The 20,076-nt window shown below is 62.9% G+C and carries 16 protein-coding genes; 3 read left to right on the plus strand and 13 right to left on the minus strand.

What is annotated here, in order from left to right; genetic code table 11:
- The first annotated feature begins 120 nt into the window (after positions 1-120).
- Complete coding sequence (locus RlegSU303_RS30305; RefSeq protein WP_131623196.1) at positions 121-1,716, plus strand: GMC family oxidoreductase; 1,596 nt, start codon at positions 121-123, stop codon at positions 1,714-1,716.
- Positions 1,717-1,725: 9 nt separating this feature from the next.
- Positions 1,726-2,607, plus strand: coding sequence for a 3-hydroxyisobutyrate dehydrogenase (mmsB, locus tag RlegSU303_RS30310; protein WP_094088668.1), 882 nt, complete (start codon positions 1,726-1,728; stop codon positions 2,605-2,607).
- A gap of 26 nt (positions 2,608-2,633) precedes the next feature.
- Here the strand turns inward: mmsB and fhuB are convergent, their stop codons facing one another.
- The 13 genes from fhuB to RlegSU303_RS30375 form a co-directional block, all read right to left on the minus strand.
- Positions 2,634-4,622: a Fe(3+)-hydroxamate ABC transporter permease FhuB gene (fhuB, locus tag RlegSU303_RS30315; protein WP_231284022.1), complete on the minus strand. Its 1,989-nt coding sequence runs from the start codon at positions 4,620-4,622 to the stop codon at positions 2,634-2,636.
- Positions 4,615-5,499 (minus strand): ABC transporter substrate-binding protein, encoded by an 885-nt coding sequence (locus tag RlegSU303_RS30320; RefSeq protein ID WP_231283911.1) that lies wholly within the window; start codon positions 5,497-5,499, stop codon positions 4,615-4,617. Before RlegSU303_RS30320 ends, fhuB begins: the two co-directional genes overlap by 8 nt.
- A 3-nt stretch (positions 5,500-5,502) precedes the next feature.
- Positions 5,503-6,282, minus strand: coding sequence for an ABC transporter ATP-binding protein (locus tag RlegSU303_RS30325; RefSeq protein WP_151519685.1), 780 nt, complete (start codon positions 6,280-6,282; stop codon positions 5,503-5,505).
- Between the two features lie 94 nt (positions 6,283-6,376).
- Positions 6,377-8,536 carry a TonB-dependent siderophore receptor gene (locus RlegSU303_RS30330; RefSeq protein ID WP_168289752.1) on the minus strand — a complete coding sequence of 720 codons (2,160 nt, stop codon included), beginning with the start codon at positions 8,534-8,536 and terminating at the stop codon, positions 6,377-6,379.
- Positions 8,537-8,702: 166 nt separating this feature from the next.
- Positions 8,703-9,587, minus strand: coding sequence for a helix-turn-helix domain-containing protein (locus RlegSU303_RS30335; protein WP_065284155.1), 885 nt, complete (start codon positions 9,585-9,587; stop codon positions 8,703-8,705).
- Positions 9,588-9,712: 125 nt separating this feature from the next.
- A complete protein-coding gene (locus RlegSU303_RS30340) occupies positions 9,713-10,471 on the minus strand; it encodes a fumarylacetoacetate hydrolase family protein (RefSeq protein ID WP_094088663.1) in 759 nt (252 codons plus the stop codon).
- A gap of 79 nt (positions 10,472-10,550) precedes the next feature.
- Entirely contained in the window at positions 10,551-11,930 is a 1,380-nt protein-coding gene (locus RlegSU303_RS30345; protein WP_231283912.1) for an FGGY-family carbohydrate kinase, read from the minus strand.
- A complete protein-coding gene (rhaM, locus tag RlegSU303_RS30350; RefSeq protein WP_003553870.1) occupies positions 11,927-12,247 on the minus strand; it encodes an L-rhamnose mutarotase in 321 nt (106 codons plus the stop codon). Before rhaM ends, RlegSU303_RS30345 begins: the two co-directional genes overlap by 4 nt.
- On the minus strand, positions 12,244-13,251 hold the full coding sequence (locus RlegSU303_RS30355) for an ABC transporter permease (RefSeq protein WP_231283913.1): 1,008 nt from the start codon (positions 13,249-13,251) through the stop codon (positions 12,244-12,246). Before RlegSU303_RS30355 ends, rhaM begins: the two co-directional genes overlap by 4 nt.
- The gene (locus RlegSU303_RS30360; RefSeq protein ID WP_003553868.1) at positions 13,248-14,249 is read right to left on the minus strand and encodes an ABC transporter permease; all 1,002 of its coding nucleotides are present in this window, start codon (positions 14,247-14,249) and stop codon (positions 13,248-13,250) included. Before RlegSU303_RS30360 ends, RlegSU303_RS30355 begins: the two co-directional genes overlap by 4 nt.
- Positions 14,250-14,272: 23 nt before the next feature.
- Positions 14,273-15,808, minus strand: coding sequence for a sugar ABC transporter ATP-binding protein (locus RlegSU303_RS30365; protein WP_131623653.1), 1,536 nt, complete (start codon positions 15,806-15,808; stop codon positions 14,273-14,275).
- Between the two features lie 73 nt (positions 15,809-15,881).
- The gene (gene rhaS / locus RlegSU303_RS30370; RefSeq protein ID WP_026265566.1) at positions 15,882-16,877 is read right to left on the minus strand and encodes a rhamnose ABC transporter substrate-binding protein; all 996 of its coding nucleotides are present in this window, start codon (positions 16,875-16,877) and stop codon (positions 15,882-15,884) included.
- A gap of 48 nt (positions 16,878-16,925) precedes the next feature.
- Entirely contained in the window at positions 16,926-17,738 is an 813-nt protein-coding gene (locus RlegSU303_RS30375) for a DeoR/GlpR family DNA-binding transcription regulator (protein ID WP_003547829.1), read from the minus strand.
- 198 nt (positions 17,739-17,936) lie between these two features.
- Here RlegSU303_RS30375 and RlegSU303_RS30380 point away from each other — a divergent pair, with 198 nt between their 5' ends.
- Entirely contained in the window at positions 17,937-20,033 is a 2,097-nt protein-coding gene (locus tag RlegSU303_RS30380) for a bifunctional rhamnulose-1-phosphate aldolase/short-chain dehydrogenase (protein WP_231283914.1), read from the plus strand.
- Positions 20,034-20,076 lie beyond the last annotated feature (43 nt).

Below are 20,076 nucleotides of genomic sequence, written 5' to 3' on the forward strand. Positions count from 1 at the left end.
TCTTCTCGGGAAAGAAACCCTCTATTCCGGGAAAAGAGACGGGCGGCGGCGCTGCGACTCTTCCTCTCCCCGTGCTGCGGGGAGGGGGAAGCGGCAAGCATCTGGAGTCTCGTGCGGGGCATGGATCGTTACGACTACATCATCATCGGGGCAGGCAGCGCCGGCTGCGTGCTCGCCAACCGGCTGTCTGCCGATGGCCGGAGCCGGGTGCTGCTGCTCGAAGCCGGCGGCAGCGACAACTATCACTGGATCCATATTCCGGTTGGTTATCTCTATTGCATCAACAATCCGCGCACCGACTGGTGCTTCACCACTGCGCCGGAAGCAGGGTTGAACGGCCGGGCGCTGAGCTATCCGCGCGGTAAGGTTCTCGGCGGCTGTTCATCGATCAACGGCATGATCTACATGCGTGGCCAGGCGCGCGATTACGACCTCTGGCGGCAGATGGGCTGCAGCGGCTGGGGCTGGGATGATGTTCTGCCCTTCTTCCGTAAGTCCGAGGACTTTTATCGCGGCGAAGACGAGATGCATGGTGCCGGCGGCGAATGGCGCATCGAGAAGGCGCGCGTGCGCTGGGCGGTGCTCGATGCCTTCCAGCAAGCGGCCCGGGAAGCCGGCATTCCGGAAACCGCGGATTTCAACCGCGGCAGCAACGAGGGCTCCGGCTATTTCGACGTCAACCAGCGCTCCGGCATTCGCTGGAACACGTCGAAGGCCTTCCTGCGGCCGGCGATGAGGCGCTCCAACCTCACCGTGCTCACCAAGGCGCAGGTCCGGCGGCTGCTGGTGGAGGGAGGCGCCGTTGCCGGCGTCGAGTTCCAACATCGTGGCGTGGCAAAACGCGCCTATGCCGCCAAAGAAACCGTCCTATCAGCCGGTTCTATCGGCTCGCCGCATGTCCTGGAACTGTCGGGGATCGGCAAGGGGGAGGTTCTCAGACATGCGGGCGTCGAGGTCGTCACCGAGGTCAAGGGTGTCGGGGAGAACCTGCAAGACCATCTGCAACTGCGTCTGGCCTATAAGGTGACGGGGGTTCCGACGTTGAACGAGAAGGCGACGAAGCTGATCGGCAAGGCGGCGATCGGGCTCGAATATCTCGTCCGCCGCTCCGGACCGATGGCGATGGCGCCGAGCCAACTCGGCATCTTCACCCGATCGGGTCCGGACCGGGAAACGCCCGACCTGCAATATCATGTGCAGCCGGTCTCGCTGGAAAAGTTCGGCGATCCCGTTCATCCTTTTCCGGCGATCACCGCTAGCGTCTGCAATCTCAGGCCGGAAAGCCGCGGTTCGGTGCATCTGTCGAGCCCCGATTTTGCCGCCCAGCCGACGATCAGCCCGAAATACCTCTCGACGCAGCGCGATCGTGACATAGCTGTTCGTTCAATACGGTTGACGCGCAGGATCGTCGCGCAGCCTTCGTTTGCTCGTTACAGGCCGGAGGAATTCAAGCCGGGGCCTGCCTATCAGACGGAGGCCGATCTGGAGCGGGCGGCGGGCGAGATCGGCACGACGATCTTTCATCCCGTCGGCACCTGCCGCATGGGCGCCGACAGGGACAGCGTTGTCGATCCCAGGCTGAGGCTTCGGGCGCTCGGCAAGCTCAGGATCGCTGACGCCTCCGTGATGCCGTCGATCACCTCGGGCAACACCAATTCGCCGACCATCATGATCGCCGAAAAGGCGGCTGCGATGATCCTCGAAGACAATCGATAGGAGAAGATCATGGCAAGGATCGCATTCATCGGCCTCGGCAACATGGGTGGACCGATGGCCGCCAATCTGGTCAAATCAGGTCACGAGATTTTCGGTTTCGACCTCGCGGCTTCGGTGCTGAAGGCTGCCGAGGAGAGCGGCGTCAAGCCGGCAAGCCATGCCAGCCAGGCGGTCAAGGACGCGGAGATCATCATCACCATGCTGCCGCAGGGCAGACACGTGCTGACGGCCTGGACCGATATCCTGCAGTCCGCCGCGCAAGGCACGCTGGTCATCGATTGCTCGACCATCGATGTCGAAAGCAGTCGCAAGGCGCATGAGATGGCCAAGGCCGCCAGCTGCCTGTCGCTCGACGCCCCGGTCTCCGGCGGCACGGGCGGGGCGACCGCGGGCACGCTGACCTTCATGGCCGGCGGCTCGGAAGACGCCTTCGCCAAGGCAAAACCAATCCTCGAGGCTATGGGAAAGAAGATCGTCCATTGCGGCGAGGCCGGCGCCGGCCAGGCAGCGAAGATCTGCAACAACATGATATTAGGCATCTCGATGGTCGGCGTCTGTGAAGCCTTCGTGCTCGCCGAAAAGCTCGGCCTCTCGCATCAGGCGCTGTTCGACGTCGCATCGACCTCGTCGGGCCAGTGCTGGTCGATCAACACCTATTGTCCGGTGCCCGGACCGGTGCCGACCTCGCCGGCGAACAATGACTACAAGCCAGGCTTTGCCGCGGCTCTGATGCTGAAGGATTTGAGGCTTTCACAGGAAGCGGCGCTGGCGAGCGGCGCCTCCACGCCACTCGGCGCGGAAGCAGCGCAGCTTTATGCGCTCTTCGAGAAGCTAGGACATGGGGGGAGGGACTTTTCCGCGATCATCGAGATGTTCCGCGAGAAGGCGTAAGCAGCACGCCGTGAACCGCTCAGCCATCATTGCTGAACCTCCTTTCGCGAAAGCAGCCAGATGAGATAGGGGCCGCCGATCAGCGCCGCGAAGAGGCCGACCGGCACCTGGTAGGGGTAGATGACGACGCGCGACAGCCAGTCCGCCGCCATCAGCACGCCGGCGCCGAAGAGAAGGCTCGCCGCCAGCTGGTGGCCTGGGGCGCGGAAGCCGGCAAGGCGGGCAAGATGCGGCGCAATCAGGCCGGTGAGGCTGAGCGGCCCGACGAGGAAGGAGGCGATCGCCGTCATCAGCGCGGCGAGGATGGCAAGCGCCAGTCGGCTTGCCCCGACATGAAGGCCGGCAGCGCGGCTGGGGCCGGCGCCAAGCGGAAGGATCGTCAGCCAGCGGCTGAGGAAGGGCAGAGGTGCTGTCAGCACGGCGAGCGAGATGATGGCCGTCCAGGCTTCGAAGGCGCCGGCGCGGTTGGTCGAACCGGAAAGCCAGGTGAGCAGGATATAGCCGCGCATATCGCCCTGGGCGAGCACCATCGTCACGATCGCCATGGCAAAGGCGCCGATGCCGACGCCGGCTAGCAGCATGCGTTCCGGCGAGAATTGGGCGCTGGCTGATATGGCGATCATCGCAAGGAAGGCGGCCAGCGCGCCGAGCGCCATGGCAAGCAGCATGATGATGGGCGAGGGGAAGCCGAAGAGGAAGAGCGCCACGGTCAGACCCGCACCGGCACCGCTGCTGACACCCAGGACTTCGGGGCTGGCGATCGGATTGCCGGTGACGCGCTGCATGATGAAGCCGGCTGCCGCCAGCATGGCGCCGGCCCCGGCCGCCACGATCGTTCGCGGCAGTCGGAAGGGCAGGAGATCGGCCAAGAGCGAGCCGGTCGCGGCATGCCAGCCGTCCTCGGCCGGGCCGAGGGTGACGACGACGGCAAAGATCAGGGCGAGGGCAATAAAGAGTGCGCCAACGGCCGGAAGCGGCTTGGCGAGCCTGTTCAGCGCTGCGGTCGACTGAGCGGCAACGGCGGAAACGGAATGCACTCGCGGCAGCAGGAAGAGCAGCAGCGGGCCGCCGAGCAGCGCGGTTGCGGCGCCGGTCGGCGCGAGATCGGTGAAACCGGGGCCGAGGATCTGGGTGAGGCAATCGGTCAGGAAGAGCAGGCCGGCCCCAGTCAGCGGCGCTGTCAGCATCAGCTTGCCGGTGCTGCGCGCGCCGGCAAGCCTTGCGATCGCGGGCGCCGCAAGGCCGAGGAAGCCGATCACGCCGACCTCTGCCGTCACTGAGGCGGCAAGCCAGACGGCGAGCGCGACGATCGCCAGGCGGGTCGAATGCAGGGCAAGGCCGAGGCTCCTGGCACCGCTGTCGTCGAGGGCAAGGATGCGGAGCGGTCGCACCAGGAGAAGAGCGGCGGCAAAACCGAGGATAAGCCGGGGCCCGAGCGAGAGCACGCCGTTCCAATCCTGCTGACTGAGCGAACCGGCGCCCCAGATATGGATCGACATGGCATATTCGCCGCGCGACAGGATCAGCGTGACGCTGAGGGCCGAGGCGATCAGGCTGACGATCAGGCCGGAGAGTGCCACGGTTACCGGATCGAGCCCGCGCCGCCAGCTCAAAGCCAGCACAATGGCGACAGCCGCGAGTCCGCCGCCGAAAGCGGCCATCTCGCGCGAAAATCCGATGAGCAGGGGCGAGAAGCCCATGGCCGCCGTCATTGCCAGTTCCGCCCCGGAGGCAATGCCGAGCGTGGAAGCATCGGCGATCGGATTGCGCAGGACACGCTGCAGCAATGTGCCGGAAAGGCCGAGTGCCGCGCCGGCGATCAATGCCAGCATGGCGCGGGGCATGATGCTGTTCCAGAGCAGCACCCCGTTCAGCATGGCTGCGTCGGCATCGCCGTGCGGAACCTCAGGACGCGTTACGATGAGGAGTGCGAAGGCCGCAATGCAGAGTAGGGGCAGTAATATCGCGAAGACGGGCGCGCCGGCGCTTCCTACGGGCTTGGCGCGGCTAACCATTCCATGCATGTTGAAGCCCCTCCGCCAGAAGATCGGCAAAGCGGCCGGCCGCCGGCAGTGCGCCGTAGGGATTGATCGAACCGAGCATCAGCACGCGTTTTTCGCGCACAGCCGGCAACGCATTCCAGAAGCTGCTGGTCGCGAGCGCGGCGAGTGCATCGGCCGGCTGTGGCGGGATCATCACGATCCAGGCGTCAGGCATCGATGCCAATATCTCGATGCCGACGGGGGCTGCGGCCGAGTAGCTGGTCTGAGCCCGCCAGGCATTGGTGAGGCCGACGCGTTTCAGCACCTCGCCGAACATGCTGTCGGAGCCGAAGACGCGGAAATGCCTGGCATCGCCAAGATTGATCGGGATCACCGGCCGCCCGTCGCCGGCGGCAAGGAGAGCTCGGTAGCGGTCGAGCCTGGCTGCAAGCTCTTCGGTCAACTGTCTGGCAGCGGCAAGCTGCAGACGCTCGCCGATTGCAAGTGTGGCCTGTTCGGCCAGCGCGAAGGGGCTTTCACCGGGTTTGTAGATCGAATGGCTCTCGACCGGTGCGACCCCGCGCATGCGTTCGTCTGCCCAGGCATAGAAGTTCGAATTGAAGATCAGGTCCGGCCGTGCAAACCGCAGCACCTCGAAATTCGGCGTGCCGCGCAGGCCGAGATCGGCGGTCGTAGCGGGCACGTCAGGCGTGACCGCTACCTCGCGGAATTGCCGCAACTCTGTTGCCGCAACGACGTTCGCCCCGATTGCCAGCAGGGTTTCGAGCAGCGCCCAGTCGAGCGTCGCGACGCGCGAGCTCTCCGCCGCCCGCACGCGCGCGCGGTTGGAGAGCGAAGCCGCCGCACTGGCCAGAAACTGCCTGCGGGAGAAGAACGCCAAAAAAGCCATGGCCTACAACAAATAGCTGACCGGCTCGTTTCGAACCGGATGGGGGAAGACGCCCATGCCGACGCCGAAGATCGACTGCAGCGTGTCGGCCTGCATGATCTCGGAGGGCGTGCCCTCGGCAGTGATCCGGCCGCGGTTGAGCGCGATGATCGCGTCGCAATAGCGCGCGGCGAGGTTGATATCGTGCAACACGATGATGACGGTCAGCCCGCGTTCATGGCTGAGTTCCTTGACCAGCGAGAGAACGCTGGCCTGATGGGCGAGGTCGAGAGCCGACGTCGGCTCGTCGAGCAGCAGGCAGCGGGCGTCCTGGGCGAGCATCATGGCGATCCAGGCGCGCTGGCGTTCGCCGCCGGACATGCTGGCGACGAGACGATCGGCAAATTCCTCGAGCTCGGTGCGGACGATCGCCTCCTCGACCATGTTGCGATCCGTTGAGGTGAAGCGGCCAAGCGTGCCGTGCCAGGGAAAACGGCCGAGCGCCACAAGTTCCCGCACGGTCATCCCGTCGGTCGCCGGCGTGAATTGCGGCATGTAGGCGACGTGCCGGGCAAAGGCCCGGCTGCCCCAGTCACCCGCCGGCTTGCCGTCGAAGGAGATGGCGCCGGATTTCGGCGCGACCTGGCGGGCGACGATCTTCAAAAGCGTGCTCTTGCCGGAACCGTTCGGCCCCACCAGTCCGTAAATGCGGCCGCGTTCAAGCGTCAGGTCGATGCCGGACAGGATAGATTTCGGCCCGATGGCATAATCTATCGCCGACAGGGCAAGGAAAGGCGAGGGCATGGTCTGCTCCAGGTTCGGCGCTGCAAACGGGTTCGGGAGGGCAAGCCCTCCCTTTCCCCACAGGTTCCTGCAAAACTAAACTAAGATTGTCAACTTACCACTTCCTGCTGAGCTTGAAGGTGACGGTACGGGCATCGCCGTAACCGCAGACGGTCAGCCCGCCGCAACCCTTGACGTATGCCTTGTCGAAGAGGTTCGCGACATTGAGCGAGGCCCCCCAGTTTTCCTTCTCGTAACGGATCGCAGCGTCGACGAACGTGGCGGCGGGCACCTTCTCGGTATTGGCCTCATCGGCCCAGGACCAGCCCTGATGGCGGACGCCGGCGCCAAGGCTCATGCCCTCGAAAGCCCCTGTCGTCAGCGTGTAGTCGACCCAGAGAGAGGCGGTCATCTTCGGGACGATATAGGGTGAATTGCCGACCAGCGCCGGATTGGCGTCGTTCTCCATCACCTCCATGTCGGTATAGGCGAGCGATGCGAGAACCTTCCAGTTCTCGTTGATATTGACCTTGCCTTCGAGTTCAGCGCCGCGCGAAACCACCTCGCCGAGCTGGCTCTGGGCGAAGGTCAGCGGATTGGTCACCGTGTTGTTGCGCTTGGTGATGTGGAAGACCGAGGCGGTCAGCGAGCCGTCGATGAAGGCCGGCTCATACTTGATGCCGCCTTCGAACTGCTCGCCCTCTTCCGGCTTTAACGCGCCGGAAACACCGGTGCCGACGAGCGGGTTGAAGAAAGTCGCGGCACTGACATAGGGCGTCATGCCGTTGTCGAACTCATAGGCAAGGCCGATGCGGCCGCTGAGCGCGCTGTCGTTGGTACTGTAGGTCGTGCCGATTACGGCGTCCTGGTCGATATCGACATAGTCGTAGCGGCCGTTGAGCGTCAGCAGCCAGCCATCGCCGAAATGGATCCGATCCTGGGCGTAGACACCGATCTGGTTCTTGGTGACGACGCCGTCCGCATAGACGAAATTGGCGCCCTGTGTCGTGCCATAGATGGGATCGGTTGCGCTGATCGAATTGGAGCCGCAGCAGGCCTGCCAATTTTCCAGGCGGTAATAGGTGTAGTCGAGCCCGACGAGAAGATTATGCGTGGCGCCGCCGATTTCGGCCTCGCCTTCGAGCCGGTTGTCGACCGAGAAGCTGTCGACCCCGGAGCGGCCTTCGAAGCCGATGCGCGCCAGCTGGTAGTCCGGACCCGTCGGCACGCCGCCGACCCAGCCGTTCAGGTAGGGGCCGATCTCATGCTTGTCGAGATGGCCGTAGCGCGCATTCTGCGAGAACTTGATGCCATTGTCGAATTCATGCTCGAATTCGTAGCCGATCATCTTCTGCACATAGCTGCCGTCGTCGATGTCGGGCTCACCATAGAAGGCGTCGCGATCGATCTTGCCGAAAGGTGCATCCTCGACAGTGCCGACATAGGGGAAGAAGCCGTTACCGGTATGCACCTGGTCGAGCCCGGCGAGGTAACCCCAGACCGTGAGGCTCGTGCTGTCATCCGGCGAAATGGTGAGCTGCGGCATGATGAAGCCGCGCAGATCCTCGGAAAAGTCCGAATAATTGTCGCCGCCGGCAACCTTGCCGGTGATGCGATAGCTCATCGCTCCGCTGGAGCCGACCTTGTCGGAGACATCGAAGCCGGTGAAGGCGTTGCCGTTGCTGTTGATGCCGATCTCGGTATAGAAGAGCGGCTCGTCGAGCGGGCGCTTGCGGACGAGATTGACGATGCCGCCGGGGTTTGCTCCGCCGTAAAGCACGGAGGCCGGACCCTTCAGCACCTCTACGCGCTCGAGCATGAAGGGATCGAGCTGGAAGCCGCCGAAGCCGTAGCTGAAAAGCGTTAGATTGTCGAAGAAGACGCCGGTCTGGCCGGCGTCGAAGCCGCGAATGTAGAACCAATCCGTATCGCCGTCGCCGCCAAAGGGCTGCGCGGTGACACCAGGCGTATAAAGCAGCGCCTCGTCGATCTTGTTGGTGATGCCCCGATCGTCCATTTCCTGAGTGCCGACGACGGAGACGGATTGCGGGATTTCGTTGAGCGGGGTGTCGCTCTTCGAGCCGGCGGAGGAGCTCTTGGCGACATAGCCTTTGACCGGACTGGTGGCGGTGTCGCCGCCGCCCTGGATGACGATCGGCGCGAGCTCAGTCGAATTCGCTTCCTGTGCCGCGGCCGAGCCCGCGATCAGGCCGGCGATCGCCACTCCTGCCAATAGGATTACCTTGAAATTGAGACCCCTGGTCTGCCCGCGCATATGTCCTATACCCCACTCGTGCCGCGCGATGCTAACGTGCAGCGAAGCCCTGAATAAGATGAGGGATTAACTCAGTTTTACCGGGGTGGATTGTCACGATCGGGGAAAATTGAACGTTTTTGGGCAATTCTCCGCGTTGCAAACAATTGCCCGCCAAGCGTTGCAATCAGGCAACTTGTGCCTTCTTCCAGCTCGCCGGCGTGATGCCGACATGTTTGCGGAAGACGCGGGTAAAATGCGCCTGATCGGCAAAGCCGGTTTCGGCGGCGATTGCGGTCAACGCATTTTCGCTTTCGACAAGCAGGCGCTTCGCCCTGTCGAGCCGGGCATTGGTCTGCCATTGATGCGGAGCAATGCCGGTCGAGGCCTTGAAGGCATGGCTGAAATGCGATTGCGACAGGCCGGTGAGGCCGGCGAGTTCCTCGAGGCGGATATTGCGCAGGCAGTTTTCCTCGATGAATTCGGTGGCGCGGCGAAGCTGCCAGGAGGCCAACCTGCTGCGTTTGCGCGGCATCGCCTTGGCAATCTTCAGGACATCGATGATCAGCGCCAATGCCAAGCCGTCGCCATAGAGATCGTGTAACGGCTCCGGATTGAGGCATTCGGCGGCGACCAGCTGTGCCAGCGACAGCACCCGCTCATCGGAAAACAGAAGTTGCGGACTTTCCAGACGGCGCGGATCGATATCCTCCATCAGCCGGCGGCTGACGGTCTCCGTGTCGAAATGGATGTCGAGGTGGCGCACCGAATGCACGTCGGTCAGATCGGCCCAGACTTCCATGCCGGCCGGCACATAGGAGATCGGCCGTATCTCCGTGTCCTGGACGGTGCCCTGCGCCTTTGGTGTGAGCTTGATACGCGAATTGCCCGGTCCCCGCTTGTCGAGCATGATGAACAGCCGCGGATCGCGCGAGACGTAATAGCCGCCGGCATAGGAGGCGCACTCCACGTCCCAGACGTCGGCGACGATGCCGTTCCACAAGCGGCGATGCACGCCGCCGATGACGGAGAAGCCCTGGATCTTGTTCTGCATCCGCGGTTGAAACGTCATTTCCACTTCCGCCTCCGGCCATGCGCCGAAGTAAACCTTCAATTTGTACTCAAGTTTATTACCGCAGGCGGAACCGGATGGCAATTACCAAATCCGGCACCAAACCGGGGAAAACCAGGGTCAAATCAAGCCTTCGACACCGAGAAGCTGAGCCTGATGTCGCCGAACACGATGTCGATCTCGCCGGGTTCGGTCAGTTCGATCGCGCCGCTCAGCGTGCCCGTCGTGATCAGCGCACCGGCCTTTAGCGATGTCTCGGGGCGCACGCCGTCATTGGCATAATCGACGAGCCAGGTCAGAACGTCGCCTTTCGGATGCTGCGCCGGACTATCATAGATCGTGCGGCCGGCATGGGTGACCTTGAGCGGCGTGCCGGCGGCGGTATCGACGACGGTTTTTTCGACCTCCGGGCCGAGCACATAGCCGCTATTGCCGAGCCGGTCGGCGACGAACAGCAGAAACGAAACGCTGCCGCTTTCCTTAACGGCGCTGACCAGCAGCTCGGCGCCGAGATAGACGGCGGAAATCGCCTCGACCACCTCGGCGCGGCTGTAGGGAATCCCCGCGCGGACCGGCAGGTCGCCGCCGAGACAGACGGCGATCTCGGTCTCGAATTTCAGGCCCGGATACCAGGGAATGTCAGCGCCCGAGACGGCTTTGGCATAAGGATACAACGGAGCGGTGACCGCCTGGCCCTGCGGAGAGACCGTGACTTTCCAGGCATTGCTCGAAATATGGTCTGCAGCAGTGAGCAAATTCTGCGCCTCCATCGCCTGATGGAGATCGGCTGGCAGCGCGAAAGTGTCCGTTGTCTCCTGCCGGCCGGCCTGTCGCAGGCTGTGAAGCCTGGCTGCAAGGGTGCGCGGATCGAATGTCTCTGTCATGCTATCTCCTCGACCTGATTTGCGAGGTGCCACACTAACGAGAAGGCAGGGACGAACAAGGCCGCTTTTGGAAAGACTCCTATTCCATCGCCGCGTGCCAGCGGGTGCGATAGGCGGTCAGTCCGGGGATAGCGGTCGGCGGGACATGCGTTTCGGCACCCGATACCGGCCGGATGCCGGTGAGAAGGGCGGCACCCTGGCTGGTGCCGGTCGAGCCGGGAAGGGCCATGACCTCGCGGCCGGTCAAGGCGGCGAGCAGCTTGAGATAGGTCCCATTCAGCGCAAAAGGCCCTTCGACGATAATAGGACCCTTGGCGCCGACCAGTCCGAGGCAGGCATCGGTCATCAAGGCGAGATAGAGACAGGCAGCGGCGGAGCGCTCCTCGCGGCTTGCCTCTTCGGCGCCGATCCAGCGGCTTGTCTTTCCCGGAAAAGGCCCGGAACCCGGCGCGATATTCGGCAGGAGCATCGTGCCCTTGTCGATGACGAGACCGATTGCCGCCTGAGCGGCTTTTTCGTCGACAGGGCCGATCTCGGCCGACAGGATCTCGAATTCCCGTCCCCCCATGAAACGCGAGGAGGGGACGGCACGGCCATAGGCATCGACATTGGCGAGCGCATCGCGTTTCGGATCGAGATGATCGAGATCGCCGCCGACGCCGAAATTGATGACCCATGTGCCTGTGGAGACGACGGCGAAGGGTGCCTGCCGATGCACCAGATGCGGCAGCAGCGAGGCATTGGAATCGTGAATGCCGCAATAGACCGGCACGGCTGCGGCGAGGCAGAGCTCAGCGGCGATATCAGGAAGAACCGGGCCGAGCGCATCGAAGGCGGAGCGGATCGGCGCCATGAGGTCGCGGATGGCGAGCCTGTCGACGAGCGAGGAATAGCGGCCGGCCCTCGGGTTCCAGAGGTCTGTATGGCAACCGAGCGATGTCAGCTCATTGGCGGCGACACCGGTCAGCCGCGCCGTCCAATATTGCGCATAGGTGAGGATGGTCGCCACCTCGGCGAATTCCTCGGGAAAGGCGATCTTCTGGTAGTGCAGCTGCGCGCCGACGTTGAGGCCCATCGCGAGGCGCGGCGAGAAGGTTTCGTCGAAGGAGGGGCGCAGCCGCGTATAGGCATCGCGAATGTCCTGCGGATATTCGTGTTCATAGTCGATGACAGGCATGGCAAGTGTGCCGTCCCGGGCAAGGAGTGCTGCGGAGGCGCCATGGGTGGTGATCGAAATGGCGTCGAAGCCGGGCTCGCGCGCAAGGCTCTTCAGCGCATCGAGCGCAAAGGACCAGAGAGCCTCCACGTCGTAATGCGGATAGAGGCCGGTTTTGATCGCGATATTCGGCCGTTTCAACATAGCGATCTCGGCGCCCGTCTCGCTGTCGAGCACGACGACCTTGGCATTGGTCTTGCCGATGTCGAGGACGGCGATGCGGCGATAGGAGGTGGCGTTCATGGCATATGGAAGACGGTGACCAGGTCGCTCTGGACCGGTGAATTATCGGGATTGGTCGCCATGATATCGGCCATGTGCGCCCACCACTTTTTCACGACCGGATGGTCCGGCAGGCTCGCCATCGTGTGGTCGGCCGGCCGCGTCAACACACCGAACAGCGTGTTGGTCTCGCGGTCGAGATGGATGGAATAGTCGCTGGCGCCTGACTTGTGCAGGAGATCGACCAATTCCGGCCAGATCTCGTCATGCCGCCGGCGGTATTCGGCTTCCATGCCGGGATTGAGCTGCATTTTGAAGGCGTGTTTTTCTAAAGTCATCGGGAGCTCATGACCTTGATGCGGCGGGCGATGATCGGGATGGCGATGGTGATGATGAGAAGCAGGCCGATGAAGATCGACATGACGATGCCGGGCACGTTCAACAGGCCGAGGCCGAAGGTGACGAGGCCCATGACGAAGGCGGCGATGACGACGCCGACGACCGTGCCGGAACCGCCGAGGATCGAGATGCCGCCGAGCACGACCATGGTGACGACCTCGAGTTCCCAGCCCTGGGCGATCGACGGCCGGGTCGAGCCGAGGCGTGAGGTCAGGCAGACGGCGGCAACGCCGCTCATGACGCCGGTCAACAGGAAGAGGATGAATTTGACGCGTTCGACCGGAATGCCGGAGAAGCGGGCGGCGAAGTCGTTGTTGCCGATCGCATAGACCTGCCGGCCGAAATTCGTCGCATGCAGCAGGATGGCAAAAAGGATCGCCAGCACGATGAAGAGCACGAATTCGAAGGAGAACACCCAGACGACGTAGCCCTGGCCGAAATAGGCGAAATCCGCCGGGTATTTGCCATAGGCCTGGTCGCCGAGCACGATATAGGAAATGCCGCGGAAAAGGCTCATCGTGCCGATGGTGACGACGATCGACGGCAATTTCAGCACCGAGACCAGCACGCCGTTGAAGATGCCGCAGGCAAGGCCGGTGCCGATGCCGATCGCGACCAGGCCCGGTGTGCCGATGCCGACCTGCGCTGCCGCGCCCATCGCCGTCGAGGCGAGCGCGATGATCGCAGCGACAGAGAGGTCGATCTCGCCTGATATGACGAGCAGCGCCATGGCGAAGGCAATCATCGCCTTTTCGGTGAAGTTGAAGGTGGCGTCCGAAAGGTTCCAGGCATCGAGGAAATAGGGCGAGGCCAGCGAATTGAAGATGAAGATCAGGACGGCGACGGCAAAGAGCAGCACTTCCCAGCTCGCGACAACGCGGCGGAAAGGTGTGCCGAGGCGATCGGGGATGACCCGCTTTTCGTGTGTGGACACGGTGCTCATGCTGCGGCCTCCGTTCTGATCTCGGCTGCGGCGCGGTCGCGCAGGATGATGCGGCCGCGGTTGCGCTCACGCCTGGCGTTGAAGGCGACAGCGAGGATGATGACGGTTCCTGAGATCGCCATCTGGGTGAAGGGTGAAATTCCGATCACCGGCAGCGCATTCTTGATGACGCCGAGGAAGAGCGCGCCGAGCACGGTGCCGGCGACCGAGCCGACGCCGCCGGCAATCGAAATGCCGCCGATGACGCAGGCCGCAACGCTGTCGAGCTCGAAGCCGTTGGCGATATCGACATAGGCGACGGCATAACGCGACACCCAGAGATAGCTCGCAAGGCCGGCAAGGGCGCCCGACAGAACGAAGGCCAAAAATTTCGTCCAACCCGTATCGATGCCGGCATAGACGGCCGCCGTCGGATTGCCGCCGGTGGCATAGGCTGAGCGGCCGAACTGGGTATATCTGAGCAGGACATACATCAGAAGGACGATGACGATGCCCACCCAGCCGAGAACCGGCAGGCCGAGGATCGGCGTGCGCGGCACCGACAGGAAGACCGGCGTCATCTGGTGGGCGTTGACCCACGCCCCGCCCGAGAGCACGAAGGCCATGCCCCGATAGATGGTGAGCGTGCCGAGTGTCACGACGATCGGCGGGATTTCGAGCGCCCAGACGAGAAAGCCGTTGATGGCGCCGAGGCAGGCGCCGATGACGATCGCGGCAAGGATCAGCACGACGAGCGGCAGGTCGGGATAGGCGGCATTCATCATCGCGATCGCCATGCCGGTGAAGGCGAGGTTGGCGGCGACCGACAGGTCGATCGATTTCGTCAGGATGACCGTCATCTGCGCGAGCGCCAGGATGATCAGGATGGAGGTATCGTTGAAAATGCCGGCGAGATTCTCCGGCGTTGCGAAATCGGCAGCGCGCGTCGAAAAGATCGCGATCATCACCACAATGATGAGGAACAGCAGGGTTTCGCGTTTTCTGATCAGTCTTGCCATGCTCTTACCTTGCATTGCGGGCCTCATGCATTGCCGGTGGCGGCGCGCACCAGCGCTTCCGGCGACAGCTCGGCGCGTTCGAAAATTCCGGCGGCGAGACCCTCCTTCATCACCAGGACGCGGTCCGACATGCCGATGATCTCGGGCAATTCGGACGAGACCATGATGATCGACAGGCCCTCAGCGGCGAGTTCGCTGATGAAGCCGTGCACGGCCGCCTTCGAGCCGATGTCGATGCCCTTTGTGGGTTCATCGAGGATGATGACCTTCGGCGCCGTCGCCAGCCACTTGCCGATGACGACCTTCTGCTGGTTGCCGCCTGACAGCGTGCCGACCGGGACGGAAAGGGCGGCCGCGCGCAGGTCCAGCCGCTCGGCGTATTTGCGGGCGAGGGCGAATTCTTCTGCCGCCCTGAGGAAGCCCCGGCGCGAGGTGCGGGTAAGCGAAGGCAGCGTCATGTTCTGGAAGATCGGCATCGGCAGCGCCAGCCCGTGGCGGCCGCGCTCTTCCGGTACATAGACGATGCCGGCGCGGATCGCGTCCTGCGGCGAATGGATGGTGATCTCGCGGCCTTCCAGCATCATCTTGCCGGAGAGCGGCCTGGTGATGCCGAAGAGCGATTGTGACAGCTCCGAACGCCCGGCGCCGATCAGGCCGTAGATGCCGAGAATCTCGCCCTGGCGAAGGGTGAAGGAGATGTCGCGGAATTCGGTGCGATGGCTGTAGTTGCGGATCTCGAGAACCGGGCCGCCGATGGCGACGTCGACCTTCGGAAAAGCGTTCTCGACGTCGCGGCCAACCATCATGCGGACGATCTCGTCCTGCGGCGTTTCCTTGAGCCGGCCCTGGCCGACGGCGCGGCCGTCGCGGAAGACGACGAAATCGTCGGCGATCTCGTACACCTCGTCGAACTTGTGGCTGATGAAGAGGATCGCCTTGCCCTTTTCCCTCAGGCCGCGGACGATGCGGAAGAGATCATCGATCTCCTTGCGGGAAAGGGCTGCCGTCGGTTCGTCCATGATGACGATGCGGGCCTCGATCGACAGCGCACGCGCAATCGCCACCAGGTGGCGCTGCGCGATCGAGAGGTCCTTCAGCCGGATCGTCGGATCGATATTGCTTTCGAGCGCAGTCAGCAGCGCCTTGGCGCGGCTGTTCATCGCCTGCCAGTCGATGGTGCGCAGACGCGTGCGCGGCGCGTGGCCGAGGAAGATATTCTCGGCAACCGTCAGCTCGTCGAACAGCACGGTTTCCTGATGGATGGCGGTGACGCCGGCATCGATCGCGGCCTGGGCGCTGGCAAAGGTCACCGGCTGGCCATCGACGAGGATCTGGCCTTCGTTCGGCCTGTAGATGCCGGTCAGGATCTTGACGAGGGTCGATTTGCCGGCGCCGTTTTCGCCGATCAGCGCGGTCACCGTGCCGGGGTGGAGCGCGATGCTGACATTGTCGAGCGCCTTCACGCCCGGAAAGATCTGGGAGATGCCGCGCATTTCCAGAATGGCGGGCGCATCACCGGTTTTGCTGTCCGTGGCGGTTTGTTGAAAGGCGGCGTTCATCGAGCTTCTACCAGTGTCGAATGAGAATCCCGGCGGCCACCAGGCCGCCGGGCTTTTATGCGGTGGCTCCGGATCAGAAGACCTTAGAGAACTGGTCGATATTCGAAGCATTGTAGACGAAGGGATCGGCCATGGCGGCTTCACCGTTGTCGCCGACCTTGATCTTGCCCATGCGGCCGGCCTCGATCTCGCTGCCTGGCTTGCCGTCGGTCTCGCCCTTGACGAGGCGATAGGCGATCTGCGTCGCGGAGTAGCCGAGATCGATCGGGTTCCAGATGGCGAATTCCTTCGTGGCGCCCGACTTGATCGCGCCGGCCATTTCGGACGGCAGGCCGAGACCGGTGACGTAGACCTTGCCGACCAGACCCTTGTCTTCGACGACCTTGGAAGCGGCGAGAACGCCGACCGTCGTCGGAGCGACGATGACCTTGATGTTCGGGTTCGCCTTCAAAAGGCCTTCGGCTTCACGATAGGACTTGTCCGAGAGGTCGTCGCCATAGACTGTGGTGACGAGGTTGAGGCCCGGGAAATCCTTGAGCTGCTTCTTCATCTGGTCGATCCAGATGTTCTGGTTGGTCGAGGTGGTCGTTGCCGACAGGATGGCGAAGTCACCCTTGCCGCCGTCGAGATGGTCCTTGACGAGCGTCAGGCACATCTTGCCGATCAGCTCGTTGGACGACGGGTTGAGCTGGAGGATACGGCCTTCAGGCGCGACGCCCGAATCCCAGGAGATGACCTTGATGCCGCGCTGCGCAGCCTTCTTCAGCGCCGGAACAAGCGCGTCGGGATCGTTGGCCGAAACGGCGATGGCGCTGACGCCCTGGGCGATCAGCGAATTGATGACTTCGATCTGGCCTTCGGCCGTCGTCGTCGTCGGACCGGTATAGATGACCTCGACGCCGCCGAGCTCCTTGGCAGCTTCCTGCGCGCCCTTGTTGGCAGCATCGAAGAAGCCGTTGCCGAGCGACTTGACGACGAGACCGATCTTGATGTCGGCAGCACTTGCCGTGCCGGCCATCATGGCGACGGCAAATGCCACGCCGATTGCGAGTTTCTTTGCGAGTTTCATGCTTTCATCCTCCCACTTGATTGACACTCTTCACACCTCCCCGGCGCCTTATGCGACCGACGAGGAATCCTCCTTGATTGCCTGGGCGGCCGGGCTCGCAACGATGAGCCTGATGCCGGCATTCTCGATCATCCTGACGGCTTCCTCTGGAATGCCGTCATCGGTGATGATCGTAGACACACGCTCGAGCGGGCACAGAATGAGGCTCGACCGGCGATGGAACTTGCTGGAATCGGCCATGACGACCAATTCGTCGGCCTGATGCATCAGCTTCTGTTCGCTTTGAATAATCAGCGCGTCGGCTTCCATGATGCCGAGCGGGCCGATGCCCTGCGCGCCGATGAAGAAGCGGCGGGCGTAGAAGTTGCGGATCGCGTCATTGTCGAAGGGCGAAAGGATCAGGCTCTGCTCGCGATAGATCGCGCCGCCCGGCACCGTCACCGTGTTCTTCGAATGCTTGACCAGATGTTCGGCGATCGCGAAGGAATTGGTCATCACCTGCAGGCGGTGCGCCGCCATGAAATGCACCATCTGGAAGGTGGTCGTGCCGCCATTGATGATGATCGCGTCGCCCGGATCGCAAAGCTCGACCGCCTGGCGTGCGATTGCGCGTTTCTTGTCGATATTGACCGATTCCGAAACGCGGAAAGGGCGCCCGGCGAGATTGCCGAGCTGCGGCGGATGCACCGCCTCGGCGCCGCCGCGCACACGGCGGATCTTGCCCTGGACATGAAGAGCCGCGATGTCGCGCCGGATCGTCGCCTCGGAAGCCTCGGTCAGTTCGGAAATATCCTGAACCGTCACGACGGACTTTTCCTGAACGGCGCTCAGAATGATGCGATGGCGTTCGCGTTCGTGCATGGGCTCCTCCTTCAATCGTTTATTTCCCACATGTGACAATGTGTCAATCAAAAACGATCATAAATCTTCATATTGCGCTGCACAATAATCGAATTTGATCGTTTTCGATTGACAACATCGGTTTTGATGAGCGATACCGTCAGCGAAAAGGGGCGCGAACCGTCGCGGCCCGATGAAGACTTCATATGGGAGGATGACATGGCGGCGAACGTCCGGCTTCTGGAAAACCGGTGGGATGATGCTTACGCGGCAGGCCTCGATGAGCCTGGCAAGCTGCTCTATCGTTCCAACCTGCTCGGCGCCGACAAGCGCATCACCAATTATGGCGGCGGCAACACTTCGGCGAAGGTGCTGGAAACCGATCCGCTGACCGGCGGCAAGGTGAAGGTACTCTGGGTCAAGGGATCGGGCGGCGACGTCGGCACGATCAAGCTCGACGGTTTCGCGACACTCTACCAGGACAAGCTGGAATCGCTGAAGGGCATCTACAAGGGTGTCGAGGACGAGGACCGCATGGTCGGCTTCCTGCCGCACTGCACCTTCAACCTGAACGCCCGCGCCGCCTCGATCGACACGCCGCTGCACGGCTTCGTGCCTTTCACCCATGTCGACCACATGCATCCCGACGCGATCATCGCGATCGCCGCATCGAAGAATTCGAAGGAATTGACGCAGCAGATCTTCGGCGACGAGATCGGCTGGCTGCCCTGGCGCCGTCCGGGCTTTCAGCTCGGCCTCGACCTCGGCGCATTCGTTGCCGCAAACCCAAATGCCAAGGGCGTCGTGCTCGAGAGCCACGGCCTCTTCACCTGGGCTGATGACGCCAAGGCCTGCTACGAACTGACGCTCGATATCATCAACAAGGCGATCGTCTGGTTTGCCGAAAAGACCGAGGGAAAGACAATTTTCGGCGGCGCGGTCACGCAGAGCTTGGCCGTTGCCGAACGCCGCGCCATCGCCGCCCGGCTGATGCCGGAGATCCGCGGCCGCATCGGCAAGCAGGAGCGCAAGCTTGGTCATTTCGACGATCAGGACGCCGTGCTCGAATTCGTCAATTCCAGCGATCTGCGCCCGCTCGGCGCGCTCGGCACCAGCTGCCCCGATCATTTCCTGCGCACCAAGATCCGCCCGCTGATCGTCGATTTCGACCCGGCCAAGCCGGATGTCGAGGCGATCGTCGCCGGTCTCGACAAGGCGCTGGAAGTCTATCGCGCCGACTACGCCCGCTATTACAACGACTGCAAGCATGACAATTCGCCCGCCATGCGCGACGCCAATCCCGTCATCTTCCTGGTGCCCGGCGTCGGCATGCTGTCCTTTGCCCGCGACAAGGCGACGGCCCGCATCGCCAGCGAATTCTACGTCAACGCCATCAACGTCATGCGCGGTGCCTCGACGGTCTCGCAATATCAGGGCCTGCCCGAGCAGGAAGCCTTCGATATCGAATATTGGCTGCTCGAAGAGGCCAAGCTGCAGCGCATGCCGAAGCCGAAGAGCCTTGCCGGCCGCGTCGCCTTCGTCACCGGCGGCGCCGGCGGCATCGGCCGCGCGACGGCCGCACGCCTCGTCGGCGAAGGTGCCTGCGTGGTGCTTGCCGATATCGACCAGGCAGCGCTCGAAGGCGCCGAAGCCGATTTCGTCAAGAAGTTCGGCGCTGACGCCGTGCGCAGCGTCCGGCTCGACGTCACCAAGGAAGATGCGGTGATCGCCTCCTTCGCGGACGCCTGCGTCGAATTTGGCGGCATCGATATCCTCGTCTCGAATGCCGGCATTGCCTCCTCCGCGCCGATCGAACTGACCGAGCTGTCGACGTGGAACCGCAATATCGATATTCTCGCGACCGGTTATTTCCTCGTCTCGCGTGAAGCCTTCCGCCTGTTCCGCCGTCAGGCGCTCGGCGGCAACGTCATCTTCGTCGCTTCGAAAAATGGTCTTGCCGCCTCGCCGAATGCGTCTGCCTATTGCACGGCAAAGGCCGCCGAAATCCATCTTGCCCGCTGCCTGGCGCTGGAGGGCGCGGATGCCAGCATCCGCGTCAACACCGTCAATCCGGATGCGGTCCTGCGCGGTTCGAAGATCTGGAGCGGCGAATGGCGCGAGCAGCGCGCCGCCTCGTCGAAGATCGAGGTGGACGATCTCGAGGAACATTACCGCAAGCGTTCGATGCTGAAACTCAACGTGTTTCCGGAAGATATCGCCGAGGCGATCTATTTCCTCGCATCGGACCTTTCGGCAAAATCGACCGGCAACATCATCAACGTCGATGCCGGCAACGTGCAGAGTTTTACGCGCTAGAGCAATTCCAGCAGCAATGTGCAGCGGTTTTGCGTCCGGGCCT

The sequence above is a fragment of the Rhizobium sp. SU303 genome, from assembly GCF_021052345.1.
GTDB classification, from domain to species: domain Bacteria; phylum Pseudomonadota; class Alphaproteobacteria; order Rhizobiales; family Rhizobiaceae; genus Rhizobium; species Rhizobium laguerreae.